This window comes from Stenotrophomonas tumulicola (genome assembly GCF_014117215.1).
Taxonomy (GTDB): Bacteria; Pseudomonadota; Gammaproteobacteria; order Xanthomonadales; family Xanthomonadaceae; genus Stenotrophomonas; species Stenotrophomonas tumulicola.
Genome location: NZ_JACGXS010000005.1, coordinates 58,484 through 70,779, shown reverse-complemented (window position 1 = coordinate 70,779; position 12,296 = coordinate 58,484). Strand labels below are relative to the sequence as shown.

9 protein-coding genes and 2 tRNA genes are annotated in these 12,296 nt (G+C 66.9%); 5 read left to right on the top strand and 6 right to left on the bottom strand.

Annotation, left to right across the window (positions count from 1 at the left end; all coding sequences use genetic code 11):
- Positions 1-94: 94 nt before the first annotated feature.
- Together H4O11_RS11285 and H4O11_RS11280 are read right to left on the bottom strand one after the other, a co-directional pair.
- Positions 95-1,504 carry an ATP-binding protein gene (locus tag H4O11_RS11285; protein WP_182339531.1) on the bottom strand — a complete coding sequence of 470 codons (1,410 nt, stop codon included), beginning with the start codon at positions 1,502-1,504 and terminating at the stop codon, positions 95-97.
- Positions 1,501-2,229: a response regulator gene (locus tag H4O11_RS11280; RefSeq protein ID WP_182339530.1), complete on the bottom strand. Its 729-nt coding sequence runs from the start codon at positions 2,227-2,229 to the stop codon at positions 1,501-1,503. Before H4O11_RS11280 ends, H4O11_RS11285 begins: the two co-directional genes overlap by 4 nt.
- 202 nt (positions 2,230-2,431) lie before the next feature.
- Here H4O11_RS11280 and H4O11_RS11275 point away from each other — a divergent pair, with 202 nt between their 5' ends.
- The 3 genes from H4O11_RS11275 to H4O11_RS11265 are packed head-to-tail and all read left to right on the top strand — an operon-like array spanning position 2,432 to position 7,076.
- Complete coding sequence (locus tag H4O11_RS11275; RefSeq protein WP_182339726.1) at positions 2,432-3,670, top strand: efflux RND transporter periplasmic adaptor subunit; 1,239 nt, start codon at positions 2,432-2,434, stop codon at positions 3,668-3,670.
- Positions 3,667-5,634 carry a MacB family efflux pump subunit gene (locus H4O11_RS11270; RefSeq protein WP_182339529.1) on the top strand — a complete coding sequence of 656 codons (1,968 nt, stop codon included), beginning with the start codon at positions 3,667-3,669 and terminating at the stop codon, positions 5,632-5,634. Before H4O11_RS11275 ends, H4O11_RS11270 begins: the two co-directional genes overlap by 4 nt.
- Positions 5,635-5,636: 2 nt before the next feature.
- Positions 5,637-7,076 carry an efflux transporter outer membrane subunit gene (locus tag H4O11_RS11265; RefSeq protein WP_425506040.1) on the top strand — a complete coding sequence of 480 codons (1,440 nt, stop codon included), beginning with the start codon at positions 5,637-5,639 and terminating at the stop codon, positions 7,074-7,076.
- Between the two features lie 63 nt (positions 7,077-7,139).
- On the opposite strand, the gene rlmB is transcribed toward H4O11_RS11265, so the two are convergent.
- The 3 genes from rlmB to rnr all read right to left on the bottom strand — a co-directional run bounded on the left by rlmB (position 7,140) and on the right by rnr (position 11,032).
- Positions 7,140-7,883 (bottom strand): 23S rRNA (guanosine(2251)-2'-O)-methyltransferase RlmB, encoded by a 744-nt coding sequence (gene rlmB / locus H4O11_RS11260; protein ID WP_182339527.1) that lies wholly within the window; start codon positions 7,881-7,883, stop codon positions 7,140-7,142.
- 120 nt (positions 7,884-8,003) lie between these two features.
- Complete coding sequence (locus H4O11_RS11255; protein WP_182339526.1) at positions 8,004-8,489, bottom strand: GFA family protein; 486 nt, start codon at positions 8,487-8,489, stop codon at positions 8,004-8,006.
- A gap of 71 nt (positions 8,490-8,560) precedes the next feature.
- On the bottom strand, positions 8,561-11,032 hold the full coding sequence (rnr, locus tag H4O11_RS11250; RefSeq protein ID WP_182339525.1) for a ribonuclease R: 2,472 nt from the start codon (positions 11,030-11,032) through the stop codon (positions 8,561-8,563).
- 128 nt (positions 11,033-11,160) lie between these two features.
- On the opposite strand from rnr, the gene H4O11_RS11245 reads away from it, so the two are divergent.
- Positions 11,161-11,245, top strand: a tRNA-Leu gene (locus H4O11_RS11245).
- A gap of 123 nt (positions 11,246-11,368) precedes the next feature.
- A tRNA-Leu gene (locus tag H4O11_RS11240) sits at positions 11,369-11,455 on the top strand.
- A 44-nt stretch (positions 11,456-11,499) separates the two neighbouring features.
- On the opposite strand, the gene H4O11_RS11235 is transcribed toward H4O11_RS11240, so the two are convergent.
- Complete coding sequence (locus H4O11_RS11235; protein WP_182339524.1) at positions 11,500-12,249, bottom strand: sulfite exporter TauE/SafE family protein; 750 nt, start codon at positions 12,247-12,249, stop codon at positions 11,500-11,502.
- Positions 12,250-12,296 lie beyond the last annotated feature (47 nt).

Genomic DNA, 12,296 nt, shown 5'->3' with positions numbered 1-12,296 from the left:
GGGCTCCATGCAGGTAGGGACGGAAACAGACAGGATCATGGGGCCGGCGCGGGAAGGACATGCGCATGATAGGCAAATCCGCGCGCAGGTGTGTTCAGCCGCTGCCGCGCAGCCCCGCCAGCACGGGCGACGGCCAATGCACCACCGCCTCCAGCCCGCCGCCCTCCCGATTGTGCAGCGTCACCCGCGCGCCATCCTTTTCCGCCAGTGCACGGGCGATGGTCAGCCCCAGCCCGGCACCGCCGGTCTGCCGCGAACGTGAGGTCTCCAGGCGCACGAACGGATCGAACACGCTGAGCAGTTCATGCTCGGCCAGTCCCGGGCCATCGTCGCTGATCCGCACCCGGACACCGCTTCCATCCCGTTCGGCACGCACCCGCGCACGCTGGCCATACATCAGCGCGTTGTCCAGCAGGTTCGCGAACAGTCGACGCATGGCCAGCGGACGCAGCATCAACACCGCGCCGCAGCCGCCCTCGAACGCCGCGTCGGCGCCGGCTTCAGCGGCATCTTCGACCAGGCTTTCCAGCAGCGAATCCAGGTCCAGCGGTGCGCGCTGTTCAGCGCTTTCGGCGCTGCGCGCCAGCTCCAGCCCTTCGCGTATCAACGCCTGCATCGCCGCCAGGTCAGCCACCAGGCGCTCGCGCAGGGTCTCGTCGGCCACGTTCTCCAGCCGCAGGCGCAGCCGGGTCACCGGCGTCTGCAGGTCGTGGGTGATCGCCGCCAGCATGTGGGTACGTTCGGACAGGTGCCGCTGCAGTTGTTGCTGCATGGCATTGAAGGCTTCGGCAGCGCGCTGTACCTCCAGCGGTCCAGTCACCGGCATGGGCTCCCGGTGCAGGTCCACGCCCAGTTGCTGCGCCGCCGAGGCCAGGCGCTGCAGCGGTGCGCTGGCCATGCGCGCGACCACATAGGCGAGCACGGCGATGGCCAGCACCAGCAGGGTCAGGAACAACGGATCCACCGCCAGCACCCCGTTATGTGCGACGGCGGGCGATTCCAGCGCCAGCGCCAACGGCGAACCATCGGACAGGGTCAGGTGCACGGCACGGCAGCGCGGCGGGATGAATGCCGGATCGCGCTCACGCCGCGTCTTGCCGCGGTGGCCATCGGCTGGTGGCGGCAGCAGGTCTTCCATCCGAGGCAGGCAGGCGCGGAACGACGTGAAGTGCACCTGCGCGCTGGCCATTGCGCCAGGCCGGGCCGCCAGCAGGCCCATCAGCGCAGCGTCGGCACGTCCCTGGCGTGCATCGGCCACCAGCGGGCGTACGCTGGGTCCACCAGCGGCCAACAGCCGTTCGCGCAGCTCCGGATTGCTGTCCAGCAGGTTCACGTAGCCCTGCAGGCGATCGGCGATGCGGGTGAGGTTCTGCCTTTCGAACTCCTGCTGGCGCTTGGCACTGGCCAGCAGTGTCGCGCCTATCGCCGCAACGCCCATGCCCAGCAGCAGGATCACGAACAGGCGCCCCACCATCGACGACAGGAAGCGGCGCAACCGGTTCATTCCAGCGCTACCGACGACGCCAGCACGTAGCCTTCGTTGCGCACGGTCTTGATCAGGCCATCCGGGCCGCCATCATCGGCCAGCTTGTTGCGCAGCCGGCTGACCTGCAGGTCGATGGCGCGGTCCTGCGATTCGTAGTTGCGACCGCTGCTCAACGCCACCAGCTGCTCGCGCGAGAGCACCTTGTTGGCGTGGCCGACGAACACCCGCAGCAGGCGGAACTCGGCACCGGACAGCACCACCACCCGGCCATCGGGATCGACCAGGTGGCGATGCTCCAGGTCGAAGATCCAGCGCTTGAAACGCGCGCGACGGATCGCCAGCGGCTCCAGGTTGGCCGGCAACGCCTCGGTGCGGCGCAGCACGTTGCGGATGCGGGCCAGCAGTTCGCGGGGTTCGAATGGCTTGGCCAGGTAATCGTCGGCGCCCATTTCCAGGCCCAGCACGCGGTCGATCGGCTCGGCGCGTGCGGTCAACATGATCACCGGCGTGGTGGAGCGTGCACGCAGGTCGCGGCACAGCGTCAGGCCGTCTTCGCGCGGCAGGTTCAGGTCGAGCACGATCAGGTCCACATGCTCGCGTTCGAGCACCTGGCGCATGGCGGTGCCGTCAGCAGCGGTACTGACCTGGTAGCCGGCGCGGCCGAGCTGTTCGGCCAACAGGCTGCGGATGTCGTTGTCGTCATCGACGATGAGCAGGCGATGCATCGGGTTCACGGTCTCCATGACGGCATCATCCCCTGTCGGCAGCTGAACCGCACGCACGCCAATGCGTAGCAATGTATCCAGGGCCATCGGGGATACAGATTGAAACACGCCGGGCGCCACAATGTTACATACGGACACGTGCCGAGGATTGAGCAAGCCGGCAGAGCCTTCGCACAATGGCCATGACGCCGCTGGTGCGGCCTGCCGAGTTGCCCTGACCGTGAACTTCCGCCTGCTGCCCAAGACCCGCCGTGGTCGCCTGCTGTTCTCCGTTGCCGTGATCGTGCTGCTGGCGCTGGTGCTGTGGTTCGCCCTGCGCAAGCCGTCCACGCCTGCCCTGGCCACCTCGCCGGTCACCCGCGGCGACGTGGAACAGACCGTGGACGCCACCGGTGTGATCGACGCCTTCAAGCTGGTCAGCGTGGGTGCGCAGGCATCCGGCCAGGTCAAGTCGCTGAAGGTGCAACTGGGCGATACGGTGAAGGAAGGCGACCTGATCGCCGAGATCGACGCCACTACCCAGCAGAACACGGTGCTCAATGCGCAGGCGTCGCTGGACCAGGTCAAGGCACAACGCGCGGTGCAGCAGGCCAGCCTGCGCGAGGCCGAGCTGAACTTCGCACGCCAGCGGCAGATGCTGGATGCCGAAGCGACTTCGCGGCAGGAATACGATTCAGCCGAAGCAGCGCTGAAGACCGCGCGGGCGCAGATCCAATCGTCCGATGCACAGATCAAGGGCCGCCAGACCGAGCTGGATACCGCCCGCGCCAACCTGGCGTATACGCGCATCACCGCGCCGATGGACGGCACGGTGGTCGCGGTGGTCACCGAAGAGGGCCGCACGGTCAACGCCAACCAGACCGCACCGACCATCGTCATGCTGGCGCGGCTGGACGTGGTGACGGTCAACGCCGAGGTTTCCGAAGCGGACGTGGTCAAGATCAAGGCCGGCATGCCGGTCTACTTCACCACCCTGGGTGACCCGGACCGCAAGTACCACGCCACGCTCCGGCAGATCAATCCGGCACCTGCGTCGATCGCCAGCGACAGCTCGTCGAGTTCCAGCAGTTCGTCCAGCTCCAGCTCCAGCACGGCGGTGTACTACAACGCCCTGTTCGACGTGGAGAACCCCGATGGTACGTTGCGCATCGACATGACCGCCCAGGTGTCGGTGCTGCTGAAGCAGGCCAAGGGCGTGTTGATGGTGCCCACCGTTGCGCTGGGTCCGAAGACCCGCGATGGCCAGCAGGTGGTGCGCGTGGTCGGTGCCGATGGGCAGCCGCAACCGCGCCGGGTCAAGGTCGGCATCAACAACGGCGCCAATGCGGAGATCCTCTCCGGCCTGGCCGAAGGCGAGCGCGTGATAGTCGGTGAAGGCAGCACCGTCGCGCCATCGTCCGCATCGGGTCGCAATGCCGGCATGCGCATGGGCCCGGGCATGGGCGGGCCGCGTCGATGACAGCGACAGCCTCCTCCCACGTGCTGCTGCGGCTGCGCGACCTGCGCCGCGAATTCCCTGCAGGCGACGAGACCATCGCGGTGCTGCGCGATGTCAACCTGGACATCCAGGCCGGCGAAATGGTCGCCATCGTCGGCCAGTCCGGGTCGGGCAAGTCCACCCTGATGAACATCCTGGGCTGCCTGGACCGGCCCACGCGCGGCAGCTACCAGGTGGCGGGGCGTGAAACAGGCAGCATGGACCCGGATGAGCTGGCCGAGCTGCGCCGTGAACATTTCGGCTTCATCTTCCAGCGCTACCACCTGCTGGGCGACCTGGACGCACGCGGCAACGTGGAAGTACCGGCCATCTATGCCGGAAACCCCGGCCAGCAGCGCAGCGCACGCGCCATCCAGTTGCTGCAGCGGCTCGGACTGGGCGACCGGATGCAGCACAAGCCGGGGCAGCTTTCCGGCGGCCAGCAGCAGCGCGTGTCGATCGCGCGTGCACTGATGAACGGTGGCGAGGTGATCCTTGCCGACGAGCCCACCGGTGCACTGGATACCCATTCCGGCGAAGAGGTGATGGGCATCCTCGGCGAGCTGCATGCCGAAGGCCACACCATCATCATCGTCACCCACGACATGAGCGTGGCCGAGCACGCCCAGCGCATCATCGAGATCCGCGACGGCGAGATCATCGCCGACCGGGTCAACGACAAGGCACCCAGCTATCGCGCGCAGCGTGCGCCCAGCATCGACGCCGGCAAGGGCAGCAGCTGGCGTGCCAGCCGCGACCGCTTCATTGAAGCCTTCCGGATGGCGCTGCTGGCAATGAACGCCCATCGCCTGCGCACCTTCCTGACCATGCTCGGCATCATCATCGGTATCGCCTCGGTGGTATCGGTGGTGGCACTGGGCAATGGTTCGCAGCAGCAGATCCTGCAGAACATCAGTTCGCTGGGCACCAACACCATCGATGTCTATCCCGGCCGCGGCTTCGGCGACATGCGCTCGGCGCGCGTGCAGACGCTGAAGGCCAGCGATGCCGATGCGCTGGCACGGCAGAGTTACGTTGACAGCGCCACGCCCAATGTCTCCACCTCGGTGACCGCCCGCTACCGCAACCTGTCGGCCACCGCATCGGTCAGCGGCGTCGGCGAGCAGTTCTTCCGGGTCAAGGGGGTCACCCTGGTATCCGGCAGCTTCTTCGACGCCGACGCAGTGAAGACCCTGGCACAGGTGGCGGTGATCGACGAGAACACCCGGACCCAGTTCTTCCCGGACAGCGAGCCGGTCGGCCAGGTGATCCTGCTCGGCAACGTGCCGGTGCGGGTGGTCGGCGTGGCCAAGCGGCAGAGCTTCGGCTTCGGAGGCAGCACCAGCCTGAGTGTATGGGTACCGCATACCACGGCGATGTCGCGCATGCTGGGGCAGAACTACGTCTCCGGCATCACCGTGCGGGTCAAGGACGACACCCCGATGGACGCCGCCCAGGCAGCGATCACCAACCTGCTGACGCTGCGCCACGGCACCGAGGACTTCTTCCTGAGCAACAGCGCCGAGATCCGCGAGACCATCGAACAGACCACGCGCACCATGACGCTGCTGATCGGTGCGATCGCCGCCATCGCGCTGCTGGTGGGCGGCATCGGCGTGATGAACATCATGCTGGTGTCGGTGACCGAGCGTACCCGCGAGATCGGCGTGCGGATGGCCGTTGGCGCACGCCAGAGCGACATCCGCCAGCAGTTCCTGATCGAGGCGGTACTGGTCTGCCTGCTGGGCGGATTGATCGGCGTCAGCCTGGCACTTGGCCTGGGCTGGGCGTTCGCCCGCCTGTCCAGCGAATTCCAGATGGTGTTCTCCACCGCTTCGATCGTTGCCGCGTTCGCTTGTTCCACCTTGATCGGCGTGGCGTTCGGCTTCCTGCCGGCACGCAGCGCCGCGCAACTGGATCCGGTGGAAGCCCTGGCCCGCGAATGAGAATGAACATGACCCCTGCACGCATGATTCCCACCCGGCTGCTGCTGGCCAGCGCCCTGCTCACCTCGCTTGCCGGCTGCGCCAGCGTCGGCCGTTACCCGGTGCAGGCCGCCTCGGTGCCGGCCAGCTATGGCACCGGCAGCTCCAGTCTCGGCAGCGCCGATACCGCACCTGCAAGCGGGCTGGACCAGCCACGTGCCGACGTACGCGCCGATGCCTGGTGGACCGGGTTCGGCGATGCCGGCCTGAACCGCCTGGTAAGCCGCGTGCTGGAAGCCAACAACGATCTTGCCGTGGCCGGCCTGAACGTGCAGCAGGCGCGCCTGCAGGCCGGGCTGGCAGGCAATGCCCTGTGGCCGGATCCGTCCCTGTCCACCCTCGGCAACAGCACCTCGAGGCCGATCGATCGCAGCGCCGACTGGCAGCGCACGGGCGACTATTCCACCGGCATTTCCCTGCAGTGGGAAGTGGACCTGTGGGGCAAGCTGCGCACCCAGCGTGACATCGCCGTGTGGTCGGCGCAGGCAACCGAGGAGGACCGCCAGAACACCGCGCTGATCGCCATCGGCGATGCGGTCAACTACTACTGGAACCTCGCCTACCTCAACCAGTCCATCGCTGCCGGCGCGGCGGACCTGGCGCGCCAGCAGCGTACGCTGGAGCTGGTGCAGGCCCGCCTGGATGCCGGCGCTGCCTCGGGCATGGAGGTGCGCCAGGCGCGGCAGAACCTGGAAGCACAGCGTGCTGCGCAGTCCGCGCTGGAGCAGCAGCGGGTGGAAGCCCGCAATGCGTTGACGGTGCTGCTGGACGGGCAGCCATGGCCACAGACGGAGGAACCGCAGAGCCTGGTCGGTGCCCGCAGCCCGACGCTGCAGCCCGGGCTGCCTGCCGAACTGCTGGCGCGGCGTCCCGACCTGCGCGCCGCCGAATTGCGCCTGCGCAACAGCCTCAGGCAGATCCACGTCACTGCCACCAGCTACTACCCCACCCTCAGCTTGAACGGTGGCATCGGCACCAGCGGACCCAGCCTGGGCGAGGTGCTGCGCAATCCCGTTGCCACCCTGGGGGCAGGCCTGGCCCTGCCCTTCCTCAACCTGCAGCGTGCGCAGTTGAACACCGACCTGGCGGGCACCGATTACCAGATCGCCGCCATCCAGTTCCGCAAAACGCTTTACACCGCGTTGTCGGAAGTGGACAACGCGCTGTCGGCGCGCGACCAGCTGGCGATCCAGGTGGCCGCGTCGCAGGCCTCATTTGACGAGGCAGTGGCCGTGGAGCACGCCGAAGAGGTGCGTTATCGGGTCGGCGCCACCGATCTGCGTGACTGGCTGCTGGCGCAGCAGACCCGGCGCCAGGCCGAGCTGTCGCTGGCACGCGTGCGGCAGAGCCAGCTGGCCAATGACGTAACCCTGTTCAAGGCGCTGGGGGGCAGTGCGGGCTGACAGGCATGCTTCGCCGCTGCGCTCGCCGGACATGGTCCGGCGCTACCGTCGAGCGGCGGCGGATCAACCGCGCTGCCGGACCACTTCGAACAGGCTGACGCCGGCGGCGACGGAAACGTTCAGGCTCTCGATCTCACCCGGCATCGGAATCTTGACCAGGCCATCGCAGTTCTCACGGGTGAGCCGGCGCAGGCCATCAGCCTCGCCGCCCAGTACCAGCGCGATGTTGCCCTTCAGGTCCAGCTGGTACAGCGACGCGGTGGCCTCGCCAGCCAGGCCGTAGATCCATACACCCTGCTTCTGCAGGTCCTTCAGGCAACGCGACAGGTTGGTCACCGCCACCACCGGAATGCGGTCGGCCGCGCCTGCCGAGGTCTTGCGTACGGTGGCGTTCACCGTGGCGGACTTGTCCTTGGGGATGATCACCGCCGTGGCGCCGGCCGCAGCAGCGCTGCGCAGGCAGGCGCCGAGGTTATGTGGATCCTGCACCTCGTCCAGCACCAGCAGCAGCGCCTTGCCGTCGGCAGCTTCGACCAGCGCCTCCAGCTCGTTCTCGCCATAGGTGCGTGCCGCCGCATAACGCGCGGCCACGCCCTGGTGGCGTACCGAACCGCCCACGCCGTCCAGCGCCTGGCTGTTCACCTTGCGCACGTCGATACCCTTGCGGCGGGCATTCTCCTCGATCTCGACCAGGCGCGGATTCTTCGCCCCGGCTTCCACCAGGACTTCGCGCACGTTCTCGGCGTCATTCTCGATGGAGGACGCGACGGCGTTGACGCCGACGATCCACTGGCTGTTCTTGCTCATGCGCGGCGTGACCGGAAAGGGGGTGGCTATGGTAGAGCATCGGCGCACCCGGTGCTGCCAGCGCCGGGCCATGCCCGGCAGCCGTTGATCCCGCGAGCCCGCCCCGGGCACGGCCCGGCGCTACCCGCGCGTGCGCGGGGGCCAGTGCGGCGTGTCATGGTCCGGGTGCTGGTGGGACACGATGCGGGCGAGGAATTCCAGCGACTCCACGTCCTCGTCGGTCCGGGTGGAAGGCAGCGAATCCAGCCCTCCCATGAACGACAACCGGGCTTCCATGCCGTACTGGCGGCTCGGGGGCAGCCGGCCAGGCTGGTCGAATGCACCGGCGGCAACCGCCACGCCATCCGGTGCCTCGTAGGTCAGCGGGGTACCGCACTGCGCGCAGAAGCCGCGGCGAACCAGGTTGGACGACTGGAAGTGGCTGGGCTGGCCGCGGGTCCAGGCAAACTGCACGCCGCGCACCGAAACCAGCGGCGCGTAGTACGCACCGAACGCCTTCTGGCACATCCGGCAATGGCAGATGGAGCTGTCCCGCAGCTCACCGCGGACCTGGAAGCGGACGGCGCCGCACTGGCAACCACCGCTGTACTCGGATTGGGCTTGCATCGGGGCCTCCGGTGTCTGGTGTCGCCGGGCATGGCCCGGCGCTGCAGGTCGGTTGGCGCGCTGGCGCGCCGTCAATATTTCTTCTTGGTGCGCTTGGCCGGCTTGCCGCGTTCGGGCAACGGTGCCGCGCCAGCGCCCTCTTCTTCCTCGCCCTTGTGCTCGACCAGGCGGAAATCGATCTTTCGCTCTTCCATGCTCGCCTTCAGCACCAGGATGCGCACGCTGTCGCCCAGCCGGTAGCTGGTGCCACGGCGTTCGCCACCGAGCGTCTTGCGGACCGCATCGAACTTGTAATAGTCATGCGGAAGCTGGGTCACGTGCACCAGCCCCTGCACCTTCGAATCGGTCAGCTCGACGAACAGTCCGAAGCTGGTGACGCCACTTATGACGCCATCGAACTGGCCGCCAACGTGCTTTTCCATCCATGCCGCACGATAGCGCTCGTCGACCTCGCGTTCGGCTTCATCGGCACGCCGCTCCCGTTCGGAGCACTGCAGCGACAACGCGGCCATTTCACGTGGGGTATAGGTGAATTTGTCCGCCTTTGCACCGGTCAGTGCGTGCTTTATCGCACGATGCACCAGCAGATCCGGATAACGCCGGATCGGCGAGGTGAAATGCGCGTAGGCATCCAGCGCCAGGCCGAAGTGTCCTGCGTTGTCGGGGCTGTACACGGCCATGCTCTGGCTGCGCAGCAGCACCGATTCCAGCAACGCTGCATCGGGACGGTCGCGGATCTTCTTCAACAGCTTGGTGTAATCACCCGGCTGCACCTTGGACCACGGCGGCAGGCTCAGCTTGAATTCCTTGAGGAACTCCAGCAGGTCGGCGTACTTGGATTCCGGTGGCTTCTCGTGGACGCGATAGGGCGCCGGCACATGGTTGGCCAGCAGGTAGCGTGCCGCCTCCACGTTGGCGGCGATCATGCACTCCTCGATCAACTTGTGTGCATCGTTGCGCACCAGCATGCCGGCCTGGGTGACCTCCCCGGTGTTGTCCAGCACGAAGCGCACTTCACTGGATTCGAACTCGATCGCACCACGCTTCGCCCGGGCCTTGCCCAGCACCTGGTACAGCTGGTGCAGGCGTTGCACCTGCGGCAGCAATGGCCCGATGGCGGCCTTCGCCGCGGCATCGTCCTCGCCCACCGCCTGCCACACCTGGGTATAGGTGAGCCGCGCATGCGAGTTCATCACCGCTTCGTAGAAGCGCGAGGCAGTGACCAGGCCTTCGCGGTCCACCTGCATATCGCAGACGAAGCACATGCGGTCGACCTTCGGCATCAGCGAACAGATGCCGTTGGACAGCGTCTCCGGCAGCATCGGCACCACGAAGCCGGGGAAGTACACCGACGTTGCGCGTTTCTGCGCTTCGTCGTCCAGCGGTGCGCCGGGACGGACGTAGTTGGAGACATCGGCGATGGCCACCACCAGGCGGAATCCGCCGGCATTCGGCTCGCAGTACACCGCATCGTCGAAGTCCTTCGCATCTTCGCCATCGATGGTAACCAGCGGCGTGCTGCGCAGGTCCACGCGATTGCCGATCATCTGCGGCTCCACCACCAGGGGGACCGCGGCAGCTTCGTCCAGCACTTCCTGCGGGAACTCGAACGGCAGCTCGTGGCCATGGATGGCCGTTTCCACCACCAGCGACGCCGTCAGTTTGTCGCCCAGCACCGCGATGATGCGGCCGATCGGCGGACGCCGGCTATCCGGCGCCTGGGTCAGCTCGCATACCACCAGCTGGCCGTCACGCGCGCCACCGGTATGGTCCGGCGGCACCTGCACGTTGCGCTGGATGCGCTTGTCATCCGGCACTACGTAGTTGATGCCCATCTCGACGCTGAAGCGGCCGATCAAACGGGTCATCCCACGTTCGAGCACGCGGGCGATGCTGCCCTCGCGACGGCCACGATGGTCGATGCCGGTCACGTTGGCCAGCACCTTGTCGCCATGCATGACCTTGCGCATTTCGTACGGCGGCAGGAACAGGTCGTCGCCGCCCTCGACCGGCCGCAGGAAACCGAAGCCTTCCGGATTGGCGATGACCACGCCGGTGACCAGGTTCAGGGCCTGGATCGGCGCGAAGCCACCGCGGCGGTTCTGCACCAGTTGGCCATCACGGACCATGGCGCCGAGCCGGCGCGACAGCGCTTCGGCGCGATCCGGTGCGGTCAGGCCCAGGCGCGCGCCCACCTCTTCGGCAGTCTGCGGGCCCTCGCAACGTTCCAGCAGGGCCAGGATGGCCTCGCGACTGGCGATGGGCTGTTCGTACTTTTCAGCCTCGCGGGCCGCAAACGGGTCATCCACCGGGCCGCCGGGCGGCGGCAGCGGGCGGCGCCCGCGCGGTGCGGAAGGAGCGGACGGTGCGGGGCCACGGCGGCTACCGCCACGCGGCGCCTTGCCTGCATCGGTTGCCAGGCTTTCCGGCATCCAGGGCGGCAGGCTCTTCTTCTTCGGCCCCTTCGACGGACCGGAAGCGGCGCTCTTGGGCGGCGACGTGCGGGAGGTGCTCCCGCGCTTGCTGGGTTTTTTTGTATTCATCGGCGTCCATGGTAGCTGCTGCGGGCGTGCAGAACGGGTCAGCGGGCTGCGGAAGCGGCCACGGCGACCATCCGCATGAAAATCGTTGACAAGCCCACCCCGGATGCCCAGAATTGCCGGCTCTGGAAGCCCAGGTGGCGGAATTGGTAGACGCACTAGTTTCAGGTACTAGCGGGTAAAACCGTGGAGGTTCGAGTCCTCTCCTGGGCACCAAGACAGAAACCCTCGCGAAAGCGGGGGTTTTTTGTTGGGCGGAATACGGGTACGCGCTCTACCGGCTGATCGAAGCTGCTGTTGACAGCCCCTTCACGCCACCGCATAATTCCGCCCCTCGATGCCCAGGTGGCGGAATTGGTAGACGCACTAGCTTCAGGTGCTAGCGGGGGCAACTTCGTGGAGGTTCGAGTCCTCTCCTGGGCACCATCGATAAAAAAAAACCCGCTGATGCGGGTTTTTTTTTGCCCGCTTCATGCGGCCAACGGGCGCACCACCAGTTCGATTCCCAACAGCAGCAGGAATCCCAGGAAACACAACCGGAACGTGCGCGCGCTGATGCGGCCACGGATCTTCTGCCCCAGCCACATGCCGGCCAACGCAGGCACGATGGCCAGGGCGCTGAGCCCCAACTGCTGCACGCCGAAGGCACCATGCAGCAGCAGGCCGGTGGTCAATGAGATCGTGGAGACGGTGAAGGACAGCCCCAGCGCCTGCACCAGCTCATCCCGGTCCAGCCCCAGCGATTGCAGGTAAGGCACGGCCGGCATCACGAATACACCGGTCGCACCGGTGACCACTCCCGATATCGCCCCGACCAGCGGCGACAGCCAGCGCTCCTTGTCGACGGGCACGCGAAAAGCCGGCGCGACGAACGAATACACGGCATACACGATCAACGCCATGCCAAGCGCCAGGCCGGACCAGCGTGCATCGGCGCGCACCAGCAGCGCTGCGCCGGCCATCGTTGCGACCACCACGCCCAGCATCATCGGCCACAACCGGCGGATGATGCGCCCTACCGATGGCCCGGCGAAGATCTGCCACACATTGGTGACCAGGGTCGGCACGAACAACATGGAGGCGGCGGCTACCGGGGACAGCGCACTGCCCAGCAGGCCCATCGCCACGGTAGGCAGCCCCATGCCGGTCACGCCCTTGACCACGCCCGCCAGCATGAACACCGCCACCAGCAGAAAATAGAAATACAGGGATTCATTCATCCCACCATTGGATGCCGCGCGCCGCTGCAGCACAATGCGGCATTCCC